This is a genomic window from Mesorhizobium sp. RCAM 05099, assembly GCF_059683685.1.
In genome coordinates this window covers 3,379,783-3,403,219 of record NZ_CM185035.1, presented here as the reverse complement: position 1 = coordinate 3,403,219, position 23,437 = coordinate 3,379,783, and the positions used below count along the sequence as shown (strand labels likewise).

Below are 23,437 nucleotides of genomic sequence, written 5' to 3'. Positions count from 1 at the left end.
CCACATGAACATCGGTGATGCATCGGCACAGGCAGGCTTGCCGGCCAAGACCATCCGCTACTACGAGGAAATCGGACTTTTGAAGCCTGGGCGGGCCGAGAACGGCTACCGTGACTACTCCGTCAAGGATCTCCATGGGCTCAGGTTTTTGCAGCGTGCCCGCAGTCTCGGGTTTTCGGTCGACGAGTGCAGGCAACTGCTGTCACTCTACAATGACAAGGCCCGTGAGAGCGCGGACGTCAAAGCGATTGCGGAAGCCAAATTGGTGGAGATCGACCGGAAGATTGCCGAGCTGGTCGGACTGCGCGGCGCTTTGCACCACCTTGTAGCGCACTGCCATGGTGATGAACGTCCGGACTGTCCCATCATTGACGAACTGGCGGGCCAAGGGCTGGTTCAATGAAAAGAGCGGCGGCGGCGGCGATCCTGTCGCTAGCTTGTGCATCCGGTGTCGCTGGCACCAACACGGACCATGCGGTTGTCGAGGCGCGGCAGGCCACGATGAAGGCGATGGCCGGTGCAGCCAGAACCGTCGCCGGAATGTTCAATGGCAAAGTGACCTACGACCCCGGTGCGTTCAGGGCCGCGGCCGAGACACTCCGCTCGCACACCGCCGCCCTCGGGACGGAGTTTCCGAGTGCTTCGTTGGGAGCGCCGTCCAGTGCCAAGCTCGAAATCGACCAGGCTCGACCGGAATTCGAGGCGCTGGCAGCGCACATCGCGTCACTTGCGGATGTGTTGGCGGCTGACGCCGCACGAGCACCAAACACGATCAGCGCCGACATGCGCATGGGACCGGGGATGGTCATGGGCGGCGGCAGCCTTCTCGGCAAGCGGCCAGGTGTTGTGGAGACTGCTCCCGCCAAACTCCCCGCAGAGCATGTACTCCACTTGATCCTGCAGGACTGCTCAAGTTGCCATTCGAAGTTTCGGCAGCATGTTCAATGACATCTCGTTAAGCCTTGATGGGGTCGAGCGGATATTAATCTAATGACCTTATCGACGGCCGGCCGCGTCCTTTACGTTGCGTCGCAATCGGCAAACTGCCAGATACGCGATAGCGTCAATCACGGTTGTGGCCGTCGTTAACAGTAGGCACAGGCATGGAAGTCAGCGAATTGCGCGTTCATACCCGCCAGGAATCGATTTTTCCCGGCGCGATGGTCATTGGTGCCGGGGCAGCAGGGCTGGTCGTCGCCCATGAGCTGATCGAGGCGGGTGTTGTAACAACGATACTGGAAAAGGAAACCCGCTTAGCGGAGCCGTGGCATCGCCGGCATGACCAGCTGCACCTCAACTCGCATAGGGATCTGTCGACGTTGCCTGGCGTCGATTATCCCGCAGACACTCCCGCCTTTCCGCATAAAAGGGCAGTGATCCAATATTTGAACAAATTCAGCGACACGCACGGTCTGCCGGTCGAATTCGGCGTCGCCGTCAAAGAGATCACGTTCAATGGCGATCATTGGGCCGTGAACACCAATAACGGACTCCGCCTGGCCCGCCATGTCGTCATTGCCACCGGGCGTGATCGGGAGCCGTTCATACCCGAATGGAAAGGCGCGAAGAACTTCGCCGGCCGGATCATCCATTCGGCGAATTTTGGCAATGTGCGAGACTACGCGGGAAGGCGCGTTTTGGTCGTCGGCGCCGGCAACTCCGGTTTCGACCTACTCAATCACCTGGTGGATGCGAACGCCGCAAATATCTGGCTGTCAGCCCGCAACGGCCCGTCGCTGCTGCCCAAGCGTATTGGCAAGATCGCGGTCCATAGCTTTTCGCCATACTTGGCGCGGTTGCCATTGTGGCTCGCCGACCCGATCATAGCGATCACGCAGCGTCTGGTGTTCGGCAACCTGACCAGGTTCGGCCTGCCGCGAGCACCCTCGGGAGGGGCTAGCCGGCTCAAGTCCGACTATACCGCCATTGCTACCGACGATGGCGCGGTCCGCGCCATCAAGGCCGGGAGAATTGCCGTGCTGCCAGGGATACTGGAGTTTACCAGGGGCGGCGTGGTCCTGAACAATGGAAACCTAATCGGGCCGGATATTGTCATCGCGGCGACCGGCTACCGGACCGGGCTTGAGGGAATGGTCGGCAAGCTCGGTGTGCTCGACGACAAGGGTGTGCCGTTGTTCAACGGTAGCGAAACTGACCCAAAACTGCCCGGCCTGTGGTTTACCGGCATGCGGCCAAACATTCGCGGCTGTTTCGCCAATGCCCGCATCCAGGCCAAGGCGATTGCCAAGAGCATTGTACAGCGCTGAAAGTGCCTAGCGCGCGGGTTCAAACAGTTCGACAGGATTGCCGGATGGATCTTCGACCAGCACCTGCCGACCGCCGTTTCCGATGATAATTCCACTCCGGAACGTCGCCCCTTCCGCCTTCAGCCCGTCCACGGCCTTGTCGAGGTCTTCGACTTCGATCTGGAAGCGATTCCAGCCGCCGGGCGCAGGTTGCGAACCATCCGCCATCGCCTGTCCCGCACCGCCCGCGCCAGGCCGGTTGAGAAGCAGGCGCAGGTCGCCGAGAACAGCCGCGCGAAACCCGGTGCGGGGTGAATGTCCAACTCGAATCCCAGGAGCTTGGTATAGAACGGGATTGCTGCGTCCACGTCCCGGACGATGTATCTGAGATTGACAGGCATCTTTTTTCCTTTCGCGTTGCTGCCTCGTGAGATGTCGGCCTAAAGCGCCAGAAATCCTGTGACACCGGCGGCGATGACCACGGCCCAGGGCGGAGCTTTCCAGGCCGTCAAGGCAGCGAACGACACGGCTGCGATCGCCATTGCCCTCGGCGAAGTCACACCCTCGGTGAAGACCGGATGGTAGAGCGCCGCCGCGAGCAGGCCCACGACCGCAGCGTTCACGCCCAGGAGTGCCCGTCTTACCAAGGGCGACTTCCGTAAAGTGTCCCAGAACGGCAGACCGCCCATGATAAGCAACGCCGACGGCAGGAAAATCGACAGCAGCGCGACCCCCGCGCCGACAACCCCGGTGGGCGACGGCGCGTAGATGGCGCCCAGATAGGCCGCGAAGGTAAACAGTGGGCCGGGCACGGCCTGCGCTACACCATAGCCGGCAAGGAACGCCTCCTTGCTGACGTGTCCGGTGTCGACGACTGCGGCCTGCAGCAATGGCAGCACCACGTGGCCACCGCCGAAGACCAGCGAGCCCGAGCGATAAAAGCCTTCGACCATCCGCAGCGTCGCGTCTCCCGTCGCCGTCGCCAGCGCGGGCAGGACAAACAGCAATGCGAAGAAGACGGCGAGGAACATTGCACCGGCCCGTCTGCCGACGGGGACAGCGATCATATCATGCTGGCCATCCCCGCCGAGGCTCGGATGCAGCCAGACAAGCCCGATTATTCCACCAGCCGCAATGACGAGTAGCTGGCCCAGGGCAGTCGGCATGAGCATGGCTATCACCATGCCGATCACGGCGATCGTCGCCCGCTCCCGGTCTGGCGCGAGATTGCGGGCCATGCCAAGCACCGCGTTGGCGACGACGGCGACAGCGGCCGCCTTCAACCCCTGTATCCATCCGCTCCCGCCCTGGGCTCCAAGCGCCGCAGCCCCATAGGCGAACGCGATCATGAGGATCACAGATGGCAGCGTGAACGCGGCCCACGCCGCCACCAGGCCGGCATAGCCGGCCCGCTGAAGGCCGATCGCCATCCCAACCTGGCTGGAGGCCGGTCCCGGCAGAAACTGGCAAAGCGCGACGAGATCCGCATAAGCCTGCTCTGTGAGCCACTTCCTGCGGACGACGAACGCTTCGCGGAAGTACCCGAGATGGGCCACGGGGCCACCGAACGAGGTCAGTCCCAATCCGAGGAACACGCGGAAGACTTCCGCGACCGTGCCCCGGGACTGCCCGGTCGCCACTACGCTCCCTTCGCCGGCGCTCATGATGCCCTCCCCGCGCAGCAAAGTATTCTCAGCGCGGCTCCATCATCTCGCCAATCAATTCGCGCACCTTGCCACGAGCTATTTCGAGGGCATCCCGGCCGAGCGGCGTGGCGCGGTAAATGCGCCTGATGGACCGACCCGCGCGGCGTGGCTCTGAAACCAGATAGCCCTTCTTTTCCATCGCGCGGAGCATGGGGTAGAGCGTGCCGGCACTCAGCCGGTAGCCGTGGCGGCCGAGTTCCTCGATCATCCACTGCCCGTAGACCTCGCCTTCCACCGCGTGATGCAGAACGTGCAGCCGGATCAGCCCGCTCAACAGGTCCTGATGCTCCATGGCTTGTGTACCTCAAAAAAACCTCACAATCGAATTTCGATATCGGGAACCGATTGTAATCGGGATCAGTTAGGTAGGCAACTCGTCGAATGCGTCGGCGGGTGCATTCATGTACCAAAGGAGATTATCATGGCCAGCGAAGCAGACCGCGATCCACGGCACCATACCCAGAAGATGCAGACCCGCCTTCAGGAGATCATGGACCATCTTCGCGCAGACATCGGCAAGGTAGACGAGCCCCAGCTCAAGGCGATGTTCGAGACGGCTGCCGAAGTCCTCGGTGGACTGAAAAAGGCGTTCAGCGACTACGAACAGAAGAATGAAAGCGCGTGGCGCTGACGGTCAACGATGCCCGCAGTTCACGGGTTGTTGACAAAACAGGTCCCCGAAACATGTTACCTGCCTGCCGAGCATAGCATCGGCGGGCCACGTTTTGATGAAGATTGCCAGCCGAGCGGATAGCCTCCGTATGATTAAACCGGCCGCTCTAGCAGCAGCATGCGCCATTTTATGCAACCTCACTGCCCTCACACCGGCGGAGGCTGGGAAACAGTCTGCTTTTGTGACGGCGACCGAGGACCTGCGCTTCGAGCCCGACAGTGTGACCATCAGGGCCGGGGACACTGTTGTGTGGCAAAACCAGTCCATCCTGGTTCACACCGTGACCGACGACCCCGCCAAAGCCCTCAAGCCGGCGCATTCAGTGTTGCCCACAGGCGCGAACGCATTTGATTCCGGCCGCATGAAGCTCAACGAGCGGTTCGAGCACGCCTTTTTAGTACCCGGCAGATACAAATACTTTTGCATTCCTCATGAGGGTGCCGGGATGATCGGCGAAGTGATCGTTACGCCTTAGTGTGCCTGCATATTGACGGCCATTCTGTCGCTTCCAGATTGGCAGCAGGGCCAGGAGAACGGGTACGCTGTCCTAATATCGTAAGCCTCTAGAAATGTGCAGATACGACGTTCTCCTCGTTCAGCCTGCAGGCGCTCGACCTGATCCGCGAGGAAGATGGTGACCGGCCTATGGCGTCCTGTCGCGGACGGGAGACGCTGGCAAGCCGCCAGCATTCTCCTCCTGGGCGGCGAAGACATTGTGAGCGTAGGCGTCAAGAATACCCTCGCACTTGGTGAGCCATTCCTGCGCCACCTGAGAGAGAGGGGCAACATAAAAATCGTTCCTTTGGATCTTCGCGAACCAGGTCTTGAACTTCGCGAATTCCTGCTCGTTTTCCTCGAGCTCGGCGTAAGTAAAATGCTTGACCCGGGTCTCCTCGGCGATCTCCGTTTCGTAAGCCTCGCACTTGCTGACCAGTTCCTTGTATTCCTCGTCGCGGTCGGCGTTGAAACGCCGAACGATCTTGTCCTCTTCCCTCGGGTCGAGCCCGGCGGTCGTCATCAGCACCGCTTCGCCATCCATTTCGGCGATTTCGTTCTCCAGCACCTTCAGCCGACGTAGATGGTCGTCGGACTTGGGCAGAAGGCATACGCCGCCCTGCATGTAGACCGCACCCATGCCCTTAAGCTTGCGCCAAACCGCGATGCGTTTGCGCGCCGGCTCCGGCGGCACTTTATACGTCAATAAGAGCCATTCGAGTGTTTTCATGGAACTCCTTGCATGTTACCATCGTTACATTAACGATCAGGATCATATGATGAGACCGAGACTTCCACACATGCTCAGGCTACCCTTGCCAGCCTTGGTCTTCGATGACCAGTTCCTTGGAGACGGCATCGAGACAATGTCCCGCCGTATTGTTCTTGGAGCCGGCGAGATCGTCGCCGCAACCTGTCTCTTTGTCCGCGAGGTTGATCTCGCGGCCTGTCCCGGCGGCAATTGGGTGCTGGGGGTCGGTATCTTCTTCGTGCTGGCGCGCACGCTTCCCCATTGAAAGTGCGATCCGCCATGACACCGGCCTTGCGCAAGCCCAAACCCCTCTGGCGTCGTGCGGCTAAGACCCTGGTTGGCGCCGCCATCGGGGTCGCCGCCGGGATGGCCTTATGGGCGGGCTATCTCCAGCTCACCGGCAACATCCACGAGGTCGAGCCGGGCGTGCTCTACCGCTCGGCGCAGCTCGCGCCGGAACGGCTCGATTCCGTGATTCGGGGGCGGCACATCCGCACCGTGCTCAACCTGCGCGGCGCATTCCCCGGCACGCCCTGGTATGAGGCGGAAGTGGCAAGCGTCCGCGACGCCGGCGCGCAACTCATCAGCCTGCCGATGTCGGCCACCACCCAGCCCGACGCCGCGCTGCTGGCGTCGCTCGTGCAGACGCTGCGCACGGCGCCCCGTCCGATCCTGATCCATTGCAATTCTGGGTCCGACCGCACCGGGCTGGCCTCTGCCCTGTTCGAGTTGCTTGAAGAGGGCAAACCGGCGGCCGAGGCTGATGCGCAGCTGTCATTCCGCTATGGGCATTTCCCGTGGCTCACCAGCCGCACCGGCGCCATGGATCGCACGTTTCAGCAGGTGGTCGAAACCAGCAAAGCCCCTTTGACAAGCTCTGCCGATGTCCAAGCGCAATAGTCTTTGCCGTCGTTTGCGCTCGATCCTGGCGCATCCGAGTGCCAGTGAGATTTGGCCCATAGCCGCCGTATTGCTGGCCGGGTGCCTGATTCTAGGCTTCGGCATGCTCGCCGAAGAGGTTCTGGAAGGCGACACCTCCAAATTCGACCTGTCCGTCATCATGGCCTTGCGCAGCGGCGGCAATCTCGCCGACCCTATCGGCCCGGCCTGGCTGGAAGAGGCAGGTCGCGATGTGACGGCCCTCGGAAGCTTTACCTTCCTCGGCTTTGTTTTCGCGGCGACGGTCGGATATCTGTTGCTGATCCGCAAGCGCGCACTGGCGCTGCTTATGACTGTAGCGGTGCTTGGCGGGGTCGCCATCAGCACATTTCTCAAGATAGGCTTCGACCGGCCCCGGCCCGACATTCCGCATGCCGCGCGCGTCTTTACTGCGAGCTTTCCGAGCGGCCACGCCACGCTATCGACGATCGTGTTTTTGACGCTGGGCGCCCTTCTGACGCGTGTTAACGCCGATCCGCGCGTCAAATTCTACTTCGTGGCGATGGCGGTGTTTCTGACCGTCATGGTCGGGCTGAGCCGCGTCTATCTGGGCGTGCACTATCCCACCGACGTGTTCGCCGGCTGGTTTGTCGGGGCGGCCTGGGCAATCCTTTGCTGGTCGGGCGTCCATTGGCTCCAACAGCGCGGCACTTTGGAGCCAGACGCAGCATCCTCCATCCATTCAACGAACGATCAAAACAACAAAGTGGTTAAGTCATGATTTCGTGGGCAACAGCGGCGCCGGCCGTGACAGCGGCGTTTCTGGCCTCCTTGGTGGAGGCCGTGGAAGCGCTGACTATTGTGCTGGCGGTGGGCACTGTGCGCGGCTGGCGGCCGGCCCTGACCGGCACCGGCGCGGGTCTGGCCTTGCTGGCACTGCTGGTCCTGGCCCTTGGGCCGCTACTTGACCGCGTGCCGCTGCACGCGCTGCAGCTCGTTATCGGCGTGCTGCTGCTGCTGTTCGGCCTGCGCTGGCTGCGCAAGGCGATCCTGCGCTCGGCCGGGGTGATCGCCCTGCATGACGAAACCAAGGCATTCGCCAAGGAAGAGGCCAATCTGCGGGCCGCCCAAGGCCAGCACGAAACGCAGCTCGACTGGATTGCCGGCATCACCGCGTTCAAGGCGGTGGTGCTGGAAGGGCTTGAAGTCGTATTCATCGTCATTGCGGTGGGTGCCGGCAGGGGGCTTCTTGTGCCAGCCGCCATTGGCGCGCTGGCCGCCTGCCTGGTCGTACTGCTGCTCGGCATTATCATCCACCGGCCGCTTGCCCGCGTCCCCGAAAACCTGCTCAAGTTTGGCGTCGGCATCATGCTTTCGTCCTTTGGCGTGTTCTGGACCGGGGAAGGGCTCGGCATCGACTGGCCGGGGCAGGATCTCGCCATCGTCGCGTTTGTCGCGATGTTCCTGCTGGTCGGCATGGTGACGGTCAGATTGTCTGTGCATAAGGATGTGGAGGGCACGCCATGAACGTTGCTTCCCTCATTTTGCGCGAGCTGTTTGGCCTCTTCGTCGATGACGAATTCCTGGCCCTGGGGGTGCTGGCGGTGGTTGCCATCTGTGGGCTGCTTGTCTGGTTCGCCGTGCCGCAGCTCTTGGTGGGCGGGCTGCTGCTGGCCGGATGTGTTGCCGTCGTCATGTCCAGTGCGCTGAAAGCCAGCCGGAAATGAAGTCCTCGGCGGACTGAAAAAGGCGTTCAGCGACGACGAACAGAAGAATGAAAGCGCGTGGCGCTGACACATGTCGGGTGCTGTCAAGGGGGCTGGACGCCAATCTAGGCCCGCTTCTCCGGAACAGCCCCGAGCGTCCGCCGTGGCGAAAAGTGTCTGATCTTGCGGCCGATGATCATCAGCTGGCGGGCGGTGTTATTGCGCAGCCGGCGAATGCGCCATTCCAATCCGGTTTCGGTAGTGATTGCCTTGGCGTAGAGGCTGGAGCGCAAGGCGGTTGCGTCGGCGGCGATTTTGATCGGGTCATCGTAGAAGGCGCAGATCTTGTCGACACCCATGCCAGGCGTTTCCAGCCAGGCGGGGATGTACGTCGAGCACAGGCGATCAACATCGGTGACCACCCGCTGGATGCCGTGACCTTGCGCCGGGCATGTCGTGGAGAACGCATCGCCAATGAGGACGACGCCTTCGCGGCGGTGTCCCGTCGTTGTCGTCAGGCTGACCTGCCGGAGCTCTACCGGGCTGGCGACGGCGAAGTTGCCGCACAGCGCTGATATCTCCGGCATCAGTTGCAAAAGCACTTGTTGGGGATCCGCGCGGAAAGCCTGTATCCATGGATCGGCGACGATCCGGTAAGCAAACATGTTTGCCCGCATTCGGTTGCCGATCCGGAAGATGGTAATAAAGGGAATCCGGGCCGCGTTGCGCTTAGGGTAGAAGGTGATGGACCGAGAGCCGAACTCCTGCGGCGAGATCGCAAGGTCGAATCCCATCGCCAGCGAATGCGCCTTAGAATGCTCGACGCGCTCCACGCCGACGGCGCGCCGTACCGACTCACTGTAGCCGGTGGCCACCACCAGCAGGCGGGCGTCGATGACGGTGCCGTCGGTGAGCACAAGGCGCTGCCAGTCCGGCCCGGTCGAGATTTCGGCGACCTTACCCACCGTCAGCGTAACTTCCGGCGGCAGGGCCTCGCGCAGGCCATTGACCAGAGGGCCGTAGGAGAATCCGAACTCCGACTCCGGCTTGCGCTGGAAGAACTGGCCGAGGCGGAAGACATGGATTTTGCCCGTCGGGGTGACAAGGGGCCTGATGGTGGGACCTAGGCCGAGCTTCTCGAACACCCGCATCTGCTCGATGCGCGTTTTCTCAGCCCTAAATTCGTCGTGATGGACGCGGTGCGGATCGATCAACGCCACATTGCGCCCGGCCTTGCCCAGCACGGTTGCCAACGTGGTGCCCGCCAGACCCGCGCCGACGATCGCCACGTCGACCGTCATCGGCTCCGCGTTGGCGGCAGTCGCCTCAGGATCCTTCTGGCTGGTCATCATGCCTCTCCGGGTTTGCCCTGAGTATCTTTCGGCCTCTTTTCAGCGCGATGAAATTGCCGAACCATCGATAAACTCGAGGCCGCCCGCCTCGTTGAGTTTGTGCAGTTTGTGGCCATTTCATAGCTCATCTGGAGTTAAGATCGTCTCAATAGCCTGCCCTAGGCCAGTCCAAATCAAGCAGATAGTGCTGAGCTCGCCACGACCAGAGAGGAGCGGCCGCGTACACGAGTCGTGGCGTATGACCACTCGTTTTGGTCCAAAGACCGTAGAGCCGCGCAATCGAGCGGGTATGCCGTCCTGACGGATCGCCGGCGACCCAATAGCGGCCCAACCTGGCGCGACTGGGTCGTCTGGATCAACCGGCAGATAATGTCCAGTTAACGACCGAGACTGTTGAAAAACTCGGCTTGAATGGCCGCCCAACACGTGATTCCATCTCTCTGCTGAGCGCTGGAGATGATTTGTCATGATGGGCAGGCTCGTTCTTCAAGAACAACTCTTCTACGAGTTTCGGCTTGATGAGCACGTACCTGCCGGTCACCTACTCAGACGCATCGATGCGACGCTTAATCTAAGCTTTGTGCATGAGCACCTCGCCTCAAGCTACAGCCACACTGGCAGGCCTTCGATCGATCCCGAGTTGATGCTACGAATGCTCCTCGTGGGGTATCTCTACGGCATTCGGTCAGAGCGGAGGCTTTGCGAGGACGTTCATCTTAACTTGGCATTCCGCTGGTTCTGCAAGCTCGGCCTCAACGGAGCTGTGCCGGACCACTCAACGTTCAGCAAAAACCGCTACGGCCGCTTTCGCCAAGGGGATCTGTTTCGAAAGTTATTCGAGGAGATCGTTGGTCATTGTGCCACGGCTGGGTTGGTCTCAGGCACGGATACTGCAGTCGATGCCAGCTTCATCGAGGCGGATGCGAGCTGGGAGAAGAAACTTCCTGGTGACGCCGGTGCAACCGCCTGGTCCGACGGTGGCACTATCTCGCGGCCAGTGCATGAGTATCTCGACGCTCTCGATGCAGCGCTGCCGCAGGCCCCAGATGAGCGTGAACCTTCGACGCCGAAACATATATCGCCGATTGATCCGCAAGCTGGCTGGTCAAACAAGCATGGACGTGGCCGTTTCGGGTATTCAACCAACTACTACATCGACACTGAAACCAGCGTCATTCTTGACGTCGAGGCCAGCCCGGCTCGCTTCGCCGCAGAGGTGGACACAACCAAGACAATGGTGTTGCGGACGCGCGAGCGTCTTGGGCTGACGCCTGAACGGCTGGCAGCTGACAAGGCTTACGGCAGCGCCGGTCTTCTAAGCTGGCTTCTGCAGCAGGGTATCGAACCGCATATCCCGGTGATTGAACGCCAACACCAGACCGCCGGCAAACTGACCCGCGACGCATTCTCCTATGACAGGCAGAGCGACAGCTTTACCTGTCCTGAAGGTCGGCAATTGACCTATCGGGGAAGGGACATCGGCGCGCGCGCCAATGTCTATTTCGCTCGCCCGTCCGACTGCGGCGCCTGTCGCTCAAAGCTGGATTGCACAGACGGATCAGCGCGACGAATTACACGATCTTTCGACGAGGATGCGCGTGATCAGGTACGAGCGTTGCGCGACACACCTAGCTATGCCCGCTCACGGCGACTGCGCAAGAGGATCGAGCGGCTCTTTGGCCACCTCAAGCGCAACATCGCGTTTCGACGATTGAGGCTACGCGGCCTGAGCGGGGCAAAAGAAGAATTCCTTCTCGCCGCAGCGGTTCAGAACCTCCAACTGTTGGCAAGACGGCTGGCCGCTGCATGAAGTGGACCGGTTCGGCAGACATGGCGCCAACCAATCGGCTCCAGTGCCCTGGGGTGGTTCCAGCTAGTTATTCAACAGTCTCGACCCTTTTCCGTACAGGCACAGGCGACCACCTTTTATCAGCGGATCAAGGGCTGTCGTGTACGGAAACTATGTGCGGAATTCGGTCGCGTCCCCACAGGTGGTGTATCTCGGCGGTAGCGAAGCCGCTCGCGAGCGCGCCCTCAACAGCGCCGTAGCGAGCGAGCGGCTTTGCGGTGGTCATCGACAGTTCGCCGGTAAGGTCGGGTTGCTGACACCAACCTGATTCGAAGGAACCATCGATGACCGACGACATGATGAACCTGCGCGCGCTCGTGGAGAAGACTCCGGATTCCGATCTCTTGCGCGAGATGATCGGCTTTGCCGCCGAGCGGCTGATGGAGCTGGAGGTGGGAGCCGCCACCGGCGCCGCCTATGGCGAGAAGAACCCGTTGCGCACGGCCCAGCGCAACGGCTATCGTGAGCGCGACTGGGAGACGCGCGCCGGCACCGTCGAACTGCGCATCCCCAAGCTCAGGAAGGGCTCCTACTTCCCCGGTTTCCTCGAACCGCGCCGCATGGCCGAGAAGGCGCTGACCGCCGTCATCCAGGAAGCTTATGTGCAAGGTATCTCGACCCGCTCGGTCGACGACCTGGTCAAGGCCATGGGTATGAGCGGCATCTCTAAAAGCCAGGTCAGCCGGCTGTGTGAAGAGATCGACGGCAAGGTCAAAGCGTTCCTCGAAAGACCCATCGAGGGCGACTGGCCATATCTGTGGATCGACGCCACCTACCTGAAGGTGCGCCGCGGCGGCCGCATCGTCTCGGTCGCCGTCATCATCGCTGTCGGCGTCAACGCGGACGGCCGGCGCGAGGTGCTGGGCATGGAGGTCGGCACCTCTGAGGCCGAGCCGATCTGGACGGAGTTTTTGCGCAAGCTGACCCGCCGCGGCCTGCGCGGCGTCAAGCTCGTCGTCTCCGATGCCCATGAAGGCATCAAGGCGGCCGTCACCAAGGTGCTGTGCGCGACATGGCAGAGATGCCGCGTCCACTTCATGAGGAACGTGCTGGCCCATGCCGGCAAGAGCGGGCGCCGCGTCGTCTCCGCTTTCATCGCCACCGCCTTTGCCCAGGAAACGCCCGAGGCCGCAAGCACGCAATGGCGCGCCGTCGCCGACCAGATCCGGCCGAAGGTGCCGAAGCTGGCGACAATCATGGACGACGCCGAGCCCGACGTGCTTGCCTACATGACTTTCCCCAAGGAGCACCGCGCCAAGCTGCACTCGACCAACCCGATCGAGCGCCTCAACGGCGAGATCAAGCGGCGCACCGAGGTCGTCGGCATCTTCCCAAATGATGACGCCATCGTCCGCCTGGTTGGCGCGATCCTACTCGAACAGAACGACGAATGGGCCGTGCAGCGGGCGAGATACATGACGCTGGAAACCATCAGCCAAATGAGCGATGATCCTCTCATCAGCCTGCCAGCCGTGGCACGCTGATCAGCCCGGCCCCATGCCGGAGAGCGCGGCGACCAAGCCGTCAGCTACACCACTCCCTGGGACACGATCCGGAATTCTATTGTGCGGATAAGGCAAGCCATCCTAACTGCGTCGAACTAACAGGATGATTGGAGTTGACGTTCACGACACCAGAGGGACGCGGCAATGAGTAGAGCTCTGGTCAGAGTTTTCCTAAAAACGACTCTGATATCCGAGTTTCTCTCATAAGCGAGCGCAGTTCGGCTGGAGGCGCAAGCCAGAAAGTTCGAAAAACTTCCAAGAACCCCGGGCAAATTGGACGCCGCAGCGAACAATGAAGTTCACAAATACTCTGGCGAACATTCGCATTGGAGCGGTCAATATCGTGGGCAGAGGAGCGTCCGAAAGGGGCTGCCGGCGGCTCCCTCGCGGGAACGAAAAAAGAAGAGAAGCAGAACTTTCGTGTGCGATTTTTGCACACGGTCTCCCATAACTATTTGATTTTACTTACTTGTCCGCCCCATCCATCAAAGACGCAGTTAAGCTGTGTTAGACTGGACCGACTTGTCCGAGCCTCGGTCAGCCTGCGATCTTGGTTGGCGGACCCTCCGATTTCTATCCGGCCATATCCTCAAACACTACTCACTATGTTTGACCCCTTCCATCATCGGACAACTGATCCCATTCATTTCCGTATGGCCGCGTGATTGAGAATTCGGGAGCATTGTCATGCATGATTGGATTGCTTGATCGCATCGCCAAGCGGATCCACCCCCAGAGCGCTGCACTCCGAGGCACGCACGGTGGCGACAGGTGGCGATATGGATGGAGAACTCAATGGACGAGAGGAAATACCTAACTGCCGAGGAAGTCTCTGATCGCTATCGTGGGGGCGTCTCGGTTGGAACACTGCGAAACTGGCGAGCGATGAAGATCGGACCGACCTTCATCAAGATTGGCAAAGCCGTCCTCTATCCCGTCGAACACCTTGAAGCCTGGGATCAAAGGAATACGGTGGTTTGTCGTGCGCCAAATCGACTCGCCGAGAGCTCGCGGGACGAGGAGTGAAAGTCACTGATGAGCATTAGAATTCGGAAATGCTGATTGGCTCAAATGAGTTGTCGAAATGACGCGCCTATCGGTTGCGGAAGAGCTTGAAAGCGCCGCAAATCGTATCGCAGACATGTCGCGCGCGGATCTGCAAATCATTTTGCGTCGCGCTGCACTAATGCTCCGAAACATCGCCGGCGTGCCGCTGGAACCGGCGATTGAGGACGCGCTCAACTCAATCGCAACTGAAATGGAAATAGGCAGGTCGGACCTCATTCGGATCGTACTGCGCGAGTGGTTGGAAACCAACGCGTATCTGCCAGTGCGGTTGATCGATGAAGAGAATAAAACGGACGGAAGCGCTTAGCGGCTGCGATCATTCGTCTTTCCAAATTACCGACCCCTCCGTTACGAGGATTAGGTGCCGAGCTGCTCAGTTTGGGGCGCGTGGACGAGTTTAGCTAAATTGCCTACATGCTCGCCGATGCGGGAGTCATGCCGAAGATGCGCGAAGGGTCGCAACTAGCGAGCATCGCCGCCGATCAGCGGCCGGGCTGTCGTAGAACCGAGCCCGCGCGGGCTCGTCCGTTCGGCTTCCATCCCTGATACAGCATTCGGATCACCGCGGACGGGGACAGTCGGTCCCGCGTCCCGTCCTGCGGCCGGCGCTATGCTGAGGCTCCTACGGCTGTCCCGTTCACCGCCCGTGGCGGGGGCGAATTCCTCCGTCCTACGCGCGACAATCGTCCGCTGTCGCGGACGCGCCCAGGATTGCGGCTTATACGCCGTTTTTCCTTTAGAGCGCCGACGGTCGCCGGCGCGGAGCGGCCCTGCCTGCTCTCGACGATCTCTCAGCATCGCCAACGCTTCGCGCATGTTCACTCCATGGAATGCTGGTTCATTCAATCTAGACGAGGTTGCGCGATCGATGAAGCCAGGTTTGCTTCATTTGGTGAAATTGAATTTCTCCAGACGGCCCAAGTAGCCGGATGCTTCTATGCTCCACATGACAAAAGCACTGGCGCAACGAATTGAGGCGGCCATCAGGATTGCCAAGGGCCACGGCAGGAAGGTGCCTATGCCTCTTCGAGCATCTGAGGTTCATTGGCGGTGGACACGAATTTGAAAACGTGACGGCAATCGACTACGAGCCTAGATGGCATGTTTCTCCGAAGGAGAGACGGGATAGCCAACGGCTAGGTTGAAGCTTTACAGGTGACGACGATGACGAACAAAGCCCCGCGTCCGTGGCGCCTAGATAGAGAAGGCGATTACTCCTCGCTCGTGGACGCCAACGGCGAACCGATATTTCAGGTAGATGAAGATGGCGGAATCCTCGCCGATCCCGACGTGTGGATCTTCATAATCGAGGCTGTCAATGCCCCATTCAAAGTTAAAAGGCGTCGGAATCCGTGATTGATCGGGACGTCAGATTACTGGGCAAATGCGACCATGCCCAAGCGGAGGAAATCACGAGTAGACACTTTCTACATACCCCACCTAGCAGCCCCAGCTCTCCAGAACAATCGCACAAGCACTTGATATATATAAAGATTCTCGCAAGAGTGGTTTGATGCACAATCATCCATCGGGCGACCCGACGCCGTCGCGCGCCGATATCGAGATGACCAAGGAGATCATCGACGCGGCCAAACGGCTGGGCATCGCCGTGCATGACGACATCATCATCGGGCGGAAAGGCTATTCCAGCATGAAGGGCCTGTTGCTGATCTAGGCGGCGGGACTGGTGCTAAGCGACTGTATCGCGATACTCCATGCGACAAATCGGACCTGTGTGCCCAACGCCCGATAGAGCCTGACAGATCGAATAAAATGCAGAAAATTCGCCTGCACAATCTTTTTGCTGGAAAATTGAAAATCGTTCAATCGTGGAAAGATCAATTCCAGAATCGACCGTGGCACAGGAAAATTTCCCAAGCCAACGGAATATGTCCAGTTTTTTGGAAGATCATTTCATTGAGGCGTAGCATTTCCACTGCTACCGTTTGAAACGCTTCAATTGGAACCATGCAATTGCAACGCAAGCGCCCGACCATAGCGGATGTCGCTCGAACCGCCGGTGTCTCAATCGGCACGGTATCGAACTTCATCAATGGAACCGCCAGCCTCAAGGAAGGCACGCGCGACCGCATAGAAAAGGCGGTTGCTGCGTTGATGTACCGGCCCAGCTCGTTTGCACGCTCGCTCCCCGGCCGCGCGCCGCGCAGGCCAAAGAACCTCGATCATCTGCCGAGGCTTCTGGTCGCCGGCCGGGTGAGCGTCGACTTCCTTTGCCGCGTCGACGTGTTGCCGCATCGCGACGACCGGATCACCGCAAGCCATATCGAAAAGGCACTGGGCGGGCCGGCTGCCAATCTCGCGGTTGCCGCCGCCGGCGTCGGTGCCCCCTACGCTCTTGACGTGGAACTGGCGACGGCGGTCGGCGAGGATCCCGAGAGCGACTGGGCGCTGGGCGAGCTTTCGAAACTGGGCGTCCACGCCTTGCCGATCCGCAGTACGCCCAACAACCGCCTCTCGCAGGCGATCGTGATCATCGAGCGCAACGGCAGCCGCACGATCATCAGCGAACCGTTTGAGCTTGGCGAGGTCGACCTGACCGCCAATCTCGACATCCAGCCCGAGCAGCGCCCGGCCTGTCTTCACATCGAAGGCTTTCACTATGAAACGATGACCGCTTCCATAGCGCGCTTTCATCAGGCCGGCTGGAAGGTGAGCCTGCATTCAGCCGGCCTGCCCAAAAGCGCGCGCACGCCGGAAATCTTCACGCAGATGGTCAGGCAGATCGACCTGACCTTCATCAACGACGTGATGATGCGGGAGATTTTCGACTTTCGCTCCCGGATGGCGACGATGATCGAAGAGGTGCGGCTGATGCTGTCACGCATCAAGCCGCGCGGAACGGTCGTACTCACCCTCGGTGAATTCGGCGCCGTCGTCTTTCCGGCGAGTGGCGGCCCGCAGATCGAAGTTCCGGCACTGCCGGTCAACCGCGTCGACGCGACCGGCGCCGGCGACAGCTTTGCCGGGATATTCCTCAGCCTGTGGCTGCACGGTGCGTCGCTGGAAGACGCCGCCCGCCATGCGGCGATTGGCGCGAGCCTGACGACGACCGTCGAAGGCGCGCAGGGCCACATCGCCGACTTTGCGACATTGAAGGCTGCCGCCTTGGCGAACAGCGCCATGATGGCAAGCTAAATCGATGGCTTATCGACTTTGCGACCAACAGCAGACAGCCGTCCCATCTGGCGAAATCAGGAGAACATGACCATGGCGAAAACAAAAGTGCTTCTGGTCGGCGAGAGCTGGGTGAGTTCGGCGACCCACTACAAGGGGTTCGATCAGTTCGGCAGCGTTACCTTTCATCTGGGCGCAACGCCTCTGGTTGACGCCTTGAAGGACAGCGAATTCGATCTTGATTACATGCCGGCTCACGAGGCTGTCGAGAAGCTGCCTTTTACCATGGAGGGCCTGTCGCAATACAAGGCGATCATCCTTTCCGATATTGGCGCGAACTCGCTCCTGCTCCACCCCGATGTCTGGCTGCACGGCAAGACAGTACCCAACCGGCTCAAGCTTCTGCGCGACTGGACGCTGGCCGGTGGCGGCCTGATCATGATCGGCGGCTATTTCAGCTTCCAGGGCATAGACGGCAAGGCCCGCTGGCATCGCACGGCGGTCGAGGACGCCTTGCCGGTGACCTGCCTTCCCAACGATGACCGGCTTGAAATCCCCGAAGGCTTTCGGCCCTCGATCACCGGCCCCAGCGATCATCCGATTTTTGCCGGCATCGAAGGCGACTGGCCGCTGCTGCTCGGCGCCAACGAGGTCATTGCCCGCGATCGGGATGATGTCGAGGTTTTGGCGCGGTTGCCGCAGGACCAGGGCGGGCATCCCCTGCTGGTCACCGGACGTCATGGCGAGGGGCGCACCCTGGCGTGGACATCGGATATCGGCCCGCACTGGCTGCCGAGCAGCTTTGTCGAATGGCCCGGCTACGCGCGCCTTTGGACCAATGTGCTGCGCTGGGTCAGCAAGGCCGTCTAATGCATGTCGCCCAAAAGTGCGCAGCGGTTTTGGGACAACGACTTGCATGAAAACAAGGATTTAAGGCCAATCAGCAACCGCTGGGGAACCGCCATGACAGAACCGTTTCTAGTGGCCAGGAACATCGCCAAACGCTTCGGCGCGCTGACCGCGCTTGTAAATGTCGACCTGGAGATCCGCTCCGGAGAAGTGCTGGCGCTTCTCGGCGACAATGGCGCCGGCAAATCGACCTTCATCAAGATTCTTGCGGGCGCTCATCCACCCAGCGATGGCGAACTGGTCATCGAGGGCAATCCGGTGGCCTTTTCCTCGCCCAAGGATGCCGCGTCATCGGGGATCGCGACGATCTTCCAGGAACTGGCGCTTTCGGAAAACCTTTCGATCGCCGAAAACGTCTTTTTGGGCCGCGAATTGAAACGCTCCATTTTTGGCATTCCGTTTCTGAAGCGCAAGGAAATGCGACAGCGCGTCGACGACCTTCTGCAGGAACTCGACGCCCATATCTCCGACCCGGAAGCCCCCGTCGGCAGCCTGTCGGGCGGTCAACGCCAGGCCGTCGCCATCTGCCGGGCGCTCAATCTGAACGCCAGGCTGGTCATCATGGATGAGCCGACGGCGGCCCTTGCCGTTGCCGAGACCCGCAAGGTCCTGGCACTGACGCGGCGGCTTGCCGCGCGCGGCTGCGCCGTCGTCCTTATCAGCCACAACATTTCCGAAGTCTTCGAAGTCGCCGACCGCATCGTGGTGTTCCGGCGTGGCCGCAAGGTGGCTGAGCGGCTGGCAGCCGAGACCAGTCACGAGGAAGTCGTTTCGCTCATAACAGGCGCTCATCCCGACGTGCGGGCGCTCGAAAAAACAAACTGAAACGCACGTCATTTCCAGAGAGGATCAAACCACAATGCTTTCACAGTTCAAAAAAGCGCTCGCGGTCTCCGTGCTGTCACTGGTTGTCGCAACCGCGGCGCATGCCGCCGACAAACACAAGGTCGCCTTCGTCCCGCAGCTGATCGGTATCCCCTACTTCAACGCCATGGAGGCCGGCGGCAATCGCGCCGCCAAGGACCTGGGCGTCGATTTCATCTATTCGGGTCCCGTCGACACCAATCCGGTCGACCAGTTGCAGATCGTCCAGAACCTGATTGACCAGGGCGTCGAGGCGGTCTCGGTCAGCGTTCTCGATGCCTCCAGCATCGCTCCCGTGGTCGAGAGCGCCAAGGCGAAGGGCATCAAGCTGTTCACCAGCGACAGCGATGCGCCCGACAGCGGCCGCGCGGTCTATGTGGCCCAGGCGACCGACGAAGGCCTCGGCACGACGATCGTCGACGAACTCGTCAAGCGCGCTGGCGAGGATGCAACGATCGGCATCGTGTCCGGCGAAGCAACGGCGTCCAACCTCAACGCCTGGATCGGCTTCATGCAGAAAGAAGCCGCCGCGAAATATCCGAAGCTGAAGCTGCTCTCGCCGCAATTCGCCGGTGGCACCGCTGAACGCGCCGCGCAAATCTCCGGCGACCTGATGGCCGCCAACCCCGATATCAAGGCCATCATCGCCGTTGCCTCCTCGACATGCCCGGGCGTTGCCCAGGCCATCGAAACCGCCGGCAAGATCGGCTCTGTCATCGGCGCCGGCTATTGCAGCCCGAACACGGCACGGTCCTACCTGAAGAGCGGCGCCTTCGGCTTCACCGTGCTGTGGGACCCCGAGCAGCTCGGCTACCTCACGGTCTGGGCCGGCAAGCAGCTGATCGACGGCAAGACCTTCGAGGCGGAAAACAAGATTGCGGGCCTCGACAAGCCCGTCACCTATGACGCCGCGAAAGGCATTCTGCTGCTCGGGCCGCCGGCCGTCTTCACCAAGGACAATGTCGACAAGTTCAACTTCTGAGCCCTGGCATGAACGCGGTGCGGCAGTTTGGAAACGGTGTCTTCTCCATGAACGGGCGGGAGTGGTCTCTGCTTGTCGCCTGTTTGCTGGCGGTCATCATCTTTTCTGTCGCATCGCCCCACTACGCGACGTCAGGCAATGCAGCCACGGTCTTGCGCAATAGCGTCGAACTGTTGCTGATCGGCCTTGGCATGACATTGTTGCTGGCCATGGGCGGCATCGATGTGTCGATCGGCATCGTCATGGGTCTGGCGGCCATCGCAATCGGTCGCGTGCTCGGTGCCGACGGCAATCCGCTGCTGGCGCTCGTCGCAGGCCCTGTGGTGGGCGCGCTGCTGGGATGCGTCACCGCCACTGTCGTCGTCCTCGGCCGCGTTCCGGCGATCGTCGGAACGCTCGGCCTGCTCGGCGTCTACCGCACGGCTGTCTTTGTCCTTCTTGGCGGGCAATGGCTTTCCGGCTTGCCCGCGAGCCTCACCAATCTGCTTGCAACCACCGTGCTCGGCGTCCCCGTCCCTGCCCTGGTGATTGCCGTTGCCTATCTGGTCGTCTGGCTGGCGTTGCGGCGAACCCCCTATGGGCTGCATTTGCTGGCGATCGGCAATTCGGAGGAAAAGGCGCGGCTGTCTGGCATCCCGGTCATCAAGACCCGCTTCATGACCTTCGTCATCAGCGGTGTCCTGACCGGCATTGCCGCCACTTTCTATGTCGCCACCTACCGCAATGTGGAAATGACGATCGGCAGCACGCTGGCGCTCGATGCCATTGCCGCGGTCATTCTGGGCGGCACAAGCATACTGGGCGGCAAATGCAGCCTAGTCGGTACGGTGCTCGGCGTGCTTCTGCTGAGAATTCTCCAGAACGGACTGCTGCTGATCGGTGTCCCCTCGCTCTGGCAGCCCGTCGTCACCGGCGTTCTCATCATCGGCGTGCTTGGCTTCGAAGCCATCTCCAACCGCTTCCCTGTGGTCCAACTCTTGCGAGCCCGCGCATGAGGACGCTCCGGAATCTGCAGGGCCCGGCCCTCACCCTGACTTTGCTGTGCGGACTTTGGCTGATCGTGATTGTTGGCCTGCTGGCGCTCAAGCCTTCGGTCTACAATCTCGGCACCGTCACCACCATTCTTCAGTTCTCGACGATCCTGGCCCTGGTCGGCCTTGGGCAAGGGCTGGTCATCATGGCCGGCGGCGCCGGCATCGACCTGTCGGTCGGCGGCGCGGTCTCACTCTCCGCCGTCGTCGGAATGCTTTGCGTCAAGCTGGGCTTGCCGCCCGTTCTGCTGCCTGTCGTCTGCATTCTGGCCGGCGCGATGCTCGGTGCCTTGAACGGATGGCTGGTGAACGGGCTCGCGCTTCTTCCCTTCATCGCGACACTGGGCACATTCTTCGTCTATTCCGGCGCGGCACTTGCCGTCACCGGCGGCGCGGCCCAGGCAGGCGTACCCTCCTGGCTGCTCCTGTGGGGGCGCGGCGTCGTCATGGGCATTCCCGTGCCCTTCCTCACGCTTGCCATCCCCTGCTTTGCCCTGGCCGGCCTGGTGCTGCTCTCGACGGCCTGGGGACGCTGGATCTACGCGATGGGCTTCAATGAACGCTCGGCCAAACTGGTCGGCATTCCGGTCGACCGCGTTCGCTTCATCCTCTATTCCTTGAGTGGCGCGCTCGCCGGTGCCGCCGGTCTCGTCTCGCTCGCCTGGCTCGGCAGCGGCAGGCCCAATATCGGCCAGAACCTCGAGCTCGAATCGCTGACTGCCGCCATGCTTGGGGGCATCGCCATCACCGGCGGACGTGGCGGCGTCGGCGGCGTGTTCGCGGCCGTCCTGCTTCTGGTCACGCTGAAGACCGGTCTTCTGCAACTGAATATCAACACGGTCTGGCAGGTGGGAATTGTCGGCGCCCTACTGGTTTTCGTCCTTCTCGTCGACCGACTTTCCCAACGTTGGAGATCATAATGCCGTCCATTGAAGAGATCATTGCCGCGCGCGTCGAGGCAACCGCCGACCGCATCGTCGCAACGCTGAGCGATCTCGTCGCTTTCCCCTCGATTGTGAAATCCAATCCGAAGGACGCCGGCCCCGGTGAGCGTGATTGCCAGCTATATCTGCAAAAACGCATCGAGGCGCTTGGCTTCTCGACCGATCTCTGGGACCCGGACGGCCCGGCGCTCTACGAAAAGTACAAGGGCCGCGCCGGCGCCAACAAGGGCAGGACGTTCGAGGGCAGACCCAATCTGGGCGGCGTCCTGAAGGGCACAGGCGGCGGGCGTTCCATCATGCTGACCGGCCACATCGACGTCGTCCCACCGGGCGCCGCCGGACATTGGACGACCGACCCGTTCCAGCCCGTTCTCAAGGACGGATTTCTGCATGGTCGCGGCACCGTCGACATGAAGGGCGGCGTTGCCTGCATGCTGATGGCCATCGAAATCCTGAAGGAGCTCGACATTCCCCTGTCCGGAGACGTCGTCTTCACGACCGTCGTTGACGAGGAAATCGGTGGCATGGGTTCGCTCGCCATGGTCGATCGCGGCTTTCACGCCGACGCCGGCATCATGACCGAACCGACGGCGAACAAGATCGCGCCGCTCTGTCACGGCATTTTGTGGGGAAAGATCATCATCGACGGTATAGGCGGCCATGCGGAACTGACGCCGAATGCCTGGTACTCGAGCGGCCCGGTCGATGCCGTCCAGCTTTGCCGGCAGATCCTCGACGGCATAGACATCCTCAACCGGCGTTGGATGTTCGATCCGAAGAAGAACCATCCGCTGATGGACCTGCCGAACCAGATCATCGTCACCCAGATGAGTGCTGGCGAACACCCCTCCTCCATGGCAGGTCGCGGCGAAATCATCATCGACGCGCAGTATCTGCCGAGCGAACATGACGCGTTCAAGCTGGGCGGCAACGTCAAGCGCGAAATCGAAGAGCACATCGCCAATGTCTGCCAGGCTGATCCCTATCTGCGGAAGCATCCTGCCCGTGTCGAATGGATCCTCGACGCGGATTGCGCCGAGATTCCGTCGGACAATCCGTTCGTCGGCGTCTTCCAGGAGGCCGTCAGGGAAGCCAAGCTGTCGCCGGTCCTGAGCGGGTTTGGCGCACACAGCGACATCGGCCTGCCGACCGGCCTTGGCAACACCCCGACCGTCAACTTCGGCCCTGGCGACCCGGCACAGGCGCATCAGCCGAACGAGCGCGTTTCAGTGCGTGATCTCGTCGATTGCACAAAGGCGATTGCAATCGCCGTCGAGAAATGGTGCCGCTGACGCCACGACAAGGTCGCCTTCTTCAGCGATGCCAATAGCGGGATGAGGCC

The 23,437-nt window shown here is 61.0% G+C and carries 26 protein-coding genes and 2 pseudogenes; 23 read left to right on the top strand and 5 right to left on the bottom strand.

Annotated features, from left to right (window positions below):
• Positions 1 to 4: 4 nt before the first annotated feature.
• The 3 genes from cueR (at position 5) to AC56QQ_RS16675 (ending at position 2,267) form a co-directional block, all read left to right on the top strand.
• Positions 5 to 403, top strand: a complete 399-nt coding sequence (cueR, locus tag AC56QQ_RS16685; RefSeq protein WP_497128716.1) for a Cu(I)-responsive transcriptional regulator — start codon at positions 5 to 7, stop codon at positions 401 to 403.
• Positions 400 to 948, top strand: a complete 549-nt coding sequence (locus AC56QQ_RS16680) for a cytochrome c (protein WP_497128714.1) — start codon at positions 400 to 402, stop codon at positions 946 to 948. Before cueR ends, AC56QQ_RS16680 begins: the two co-directional genes overlap by 4 nt.
• 155 nt (positions 949 to 1,103) lie before the next feature.
• Entirely contained in the window at positions 1,104 to 2,267 is a 1,164-nt protein-coding gene (locus tag AC56QQ_RS16675) for a flavin-containing monooxygenase (RefSeq protein WP_497128712.1), read from the top strand.
• Positions 2,268 to 2,273: 6 nt separating this feature from the next.
• Here AC56QQ_RS16675 and AC56QQ_RS16670 read toward each other — a convergent pair.
• The 3 genes and pseudogenes from AC56QQ_RS16670 to AC56QQ_RS16660 all read right to left on the bottom strand — a co-directional run bounded on the left by AC56QQ_RS16670 (position 2,274) and on the right by AC56QQ_RS16660 (position 4,244).
• Positions 2,274 to 2,647, bottom strand: a pseudogene (locus tag AC56QQ_RS16670) (VOC family protein).
• A 39-nt stretch (positions 2,648 to 2,686) separates the two neighbouring features.
• On the bottom strand, positions 2,687 to 3,910 hold the full coding sequence (chrA, locus tag AC56QQ_RS16665; RefSeq protein WP_497128710.1) for a chromate efflux transporter: 1,224 nt from the start codon (positions 3,908 to 3,910) through the stop codon (positions 2,687 to 2,689).
• A 28-nt stretch (positions 3,911 to 3,938) separates the two neighbouring features.
• Positions 3,939 to 4,244: a PadR family transcriptional regulator gene (locus AC56QQ_RS16660; RefSeq protein ID WP_497128708.1), complete on the bottom strand. Its 306-nt coding sequence runs from the start codon at positions 4,242 to 4,244 to the stop codon at positions 3,939 to 3,941.
• Positions 4,245 to 4,373: 129 nt separating this feature from the next.
• Between AC56QQ_RS16660 and AC56QQ_RS16655 the strand changes: the two genes are divergently transcribed.
• Together AC56QQ_RS16655 and AC56QQ_RS16650 are read left to right on the top strand one after the other, a co-directional pair.
• Positions 4,374 to 4,583, top strand: a complete 210-nt coding sequence (locus tag AC56QQ_RS16655) for a hypothetical protein (protein WP_497128706.1) — start codon at positions 4,374 to 4,376, stop codon at positions 4,581 to 4,583.
• Between the two features lie 97 nt (positions 4,584 to 4,680).
• Complete coding sequence (locus AC56QQ_RS16650; protein WP_497128704.1) at positions 4,681 to 5,100, top strand: cupredoxin domain-containing protein; 420 nt, start codon at positions 4,681 to 4,683, stop codon at positions 5,098 to 5,100.
• Positions 5,101 to 5,268: 168 nt separating this feature from the next.
• On the opposite strand, the gene AC56QQ_RS16645 is transcribed toward AC56QQ_RS16650, so the two are convergent.
• Positions 5,269 to 5,850 (bottom strand): Chromate resistance protein ChrB, encoded by a 582-nt coding sequence (locus AC56QQ_RS16645; RefSeq protein WP_497128702.1) that lies wholly within the window; start codon positions 5,848 to 5,850, stop codon positions 5,269 to 5,271.
• 49 nt (positions 5,851 to 5,899) lie between these two features.
• Here AC56QQ_RS16645 and AC56QQ_RS16640 point away from each other — a divergent pair, with 49 nt between their 5' ends.
• From AC56QQ_RS16640 to AC56QQ_RS16620, 5 genes are read left to right on the top strand one after another with little or no spacing between them, the layout of a single operon-like run.
• Positions 5,900 to 6,136: a hypothetical protein gene (locus AC56QQ_RS16640; protein ID WP_497128700.1), complete on the top strand. Its 237-nt coding sequence runs from the start codon at positions 5,900 to 5,902 to the stop codon at positions 6,134 to 6,136.
• A 26-nt stretch (positions 6,137 to 6,162) separates the two neighbouring features.
• On the top strand, positions 6,163 to 6,771 hold the full coding sequence (locus tag AC56QQ_RS16635) for a tyrosine-protein phosphatase (RefSeq protein ID WP_497128698.1): 609 nt from the start codon (positions 6,163 to 6,165) through the stop codon (positions 6,769 to 6,771).
• Positions 6,755 to 7,531 carry a phosphatase PAP2 family protein gene (locus AC56QQ_RS16630; RefSeq protein WP_497128696.1) on the top strand — a complete coding sequence of 259 codons (777 nt, stop codon included), beginning with the start codon at positions 6,755 to 6,757 and terminating at the stop codon, positions 7,529 to 7,531. Before AC56QQ_RS16635 ends, AC56QQ_RS16630 begins: the two co-directional genes overlap by 17 nt.
• Positions 7,528 to 8,277, top strand: coding sequence for a COG4280 domain-containing protein (locus AC56QQ_RS16625; protein WP_497128694.1), 750 nt, complete (start codon positions 7,528 to 7,530; stop codon positions 8,275 to 8,277). Before AC56QQ_RS16630 ends, AC56QQ_RS16625 begins: the two co-directional genes overlap by 4 nt.
• The gene (locus AC56QQ_RS16620; RefSeq protein ID WP_497128692.1) at positions 8,274 to 8,477 is read left to right on the top strand and encodes a hypothetical protein; all 204 of its coding nucleotides are present in this window, start codon (positions 8,274 to 8,276) and stop codon (positions 8,475 to 8,477) included. Before AC56QQ_RS16625 ends, AC56QQ_RS16620 begins: the two co-directional genes overlap by 4 nt.
• 104 nt (positions 8,478 to 8,581) lie before the next feature.
• Here the strand turns inward: AC56QQ_RS16620 and AC56QQ_RS16615 are convergent, their stop codons facing one another.
• Positions 8,582 to 9,805 carry an FAD-dependent oxidoreductase gene (locus tag AC56QQ_RS16615; protein WP_497128690.1) on the bottom strand — a complete coding sequence of 408 codons (1,224 nt, stop codon included), beginning with the start codon at positions 9,803 to 9,805 and terminating at the stop codon, positions 8,582 to 8,584.
• Positions 9,806 to 10,274: 469 nt separating this feature from the next.
• Between AC56QQ_RS16615 and AC56QQ_RS16610 the strand changes: the two genes are divergently transcribed.
• The 13 genes and pseudogenes from AC56QQ_RS16610 to AC56QQ_RS16550 all read left to right on the top strand — a co-directional run bounded on the left by AC56QQ_RS16610 (position 10,275) and on the right by AC56QQ_RS16550 (position 23,387).
• Positions 10,275 to 11,618, top strand: coding sequence for a transposase (locus AC56QQ_RS16610; protein WP_497128266.1), 1,344 nt, complete (start codon positions 10,275 to 10,277; stop codon positions 11,616 to 11,618).
• A 323-nt stretch (positions 11,619 to 11,941) separates the two neighbouring features.
• Entirely contained in the window at positions 11,942 to 13,141 is a 1,200-nt protein-coding gene (locus tag AC56QQ_RS16605; RefSeq protein WP_489864002.1) for an IS256 family transposase, read from the top strand.
• A gap of 816 nt (positions 13,142 to 13,957) precedes the next feature.
• On the top strand, positions 13,958 to 14,188 hold the full coding sequence (locus tag AC56QQ_RS16600) for a helix-turn-helix transcriptional regulator (protein ID WP_497128688.1): 231 nt from the start codon (positions 13,958 to 13,960) through the stop codon (positions 14,186 to 14,188).
• Positions 14,189 to 14,246: 58 nt separating this feature from the next.
• On the top strand, positions 14,247 to 14,537 hold the full coding sequence (locus tag AC56QQ_RS16595; protein WP_497128686.1) for a hypothetical protein: 291 nt from the start codon (positions 14,247 to 14,249) through the stop codon (positions 14,535 to 14,537).
• A gap of 857 nt (positions 14,538 to 15,394) precedes the next feature.
• The gene (locus AC56QQ_RS16590; protein ID WP_497128684.1) at positions 15,395 to 15,586 is read left to right on the top strand and encodes a hypothetical protein; all 192 of its coding nucleotides are present in this window, start codon (positions 15,395 to 15,397) and stop codon (positions 15,584 to 15,586) included.
• Between the two features lie 154 nt (positions 15,587 to 15,740).
• Positions 15,741 to 15,905 (top strand): annotated as a pseudogene (locus AC56QQ_RS16585) (JAB domain-containing protein); the annotation flags it as partial.
• A 293-nt stretch (positions 15,906 to 16,198) separates the two neighbouring features.
• Complete coding sequence (locus AC56QQ_RS16580) at positions 16,199 to 17,386, top strand: carbohydrate kinase family protein (protein WP_497128682.1); 1,188 nt, start codon at positions 16,199 to 16,201, stop codon at positions 17,384 to 17,386.
• 72 nt (positions 17,387 to 17,458) lie between these two features.
• The gene (locus AC56QQ_RS16575) at positions 17,459 to 18,235 is read left to right on the top strand and encodes a glutamine amidotransferase (RefSeq protein WP_497128680.1); all 777 of its coding nucleotides are present in this window, start codon (positions 17,459 to 17,461) and stop codon (positions 18,233 to 18,235) included.
• Between the two features lie 93 nt (positions 18,236 to 18,328).
• Positions 18,329 to 19,099, top strand: a complete 771-nt coding sequence (locus AC56QQ_RS16570) for an ATP-binding cassette domain-containing protein (protein ID WP_497128678.1) — start codon at positions 18,329 to 18,331, stop codon at positions 19,097 to 19,099.
• A gap of 34 nt (positions 19,100 to 19,133) precedes the next feature.
• On the top strand, positions 19,134 to 20,120 hold the full coding sequence (locus AC56QQ_RS16565) for an autoinducer 2 ABC transporter substrate-binding protein (protein ID WP_497128675.1): 987 nt from the start codon (positions 19,134 to 19,136) through the stop codon (positions 20,118 to 20,120).
• A gap of 8 nt (positions 20,121 to 20,128) precedes the next feature.
• The gene (locus AC56QQ_RS16560) at positions 20,129 to 21,115 is read left to right on the top strand and encodes an ABC transporter permease (RefSeq protein ID WP_497128672.1); all 987 of its coding nucleotides are present in this window, start codon (positions 20,129 to 20,131) and stop codon (positions 21,113 to 21,115) included.
• The gene (locus AC56QQ_RS16555; RefSeq protein ID WP_497128670.1) at positions 21,112 to 22,071 is read left to right on the top strand and encodes an ABC transporter permease; all 960 of its coding nucleotides are present in this window, start codon (positions 21,112 to 21,114) and stop codon (positions 22,069 to 22,071) included. The genes AC56QQ_RS16560 and AC56QQ_RS16555 overlap by 4 nt, the downstream gene beginning before the upstream one ends.
• Positions 22,071 to 23,387 (top strand): M20 family metallopeptidase, encoded by a 1,317-nt coding sequence (locus AC56QQ_RS16550; RefSeq protein WP_497128668.1) that lies wholly within the window; start codon positions 22,071 to 22,073, stop codon positions 23,385 to 23,387. Before AC56QQ_RS16555 ends, AC56QQ_RS16550 begins: the two co-directional genes overlap by 1 nt.
• Positions 23,388 to 23,437: the final 50 nt, after the last annotated feature.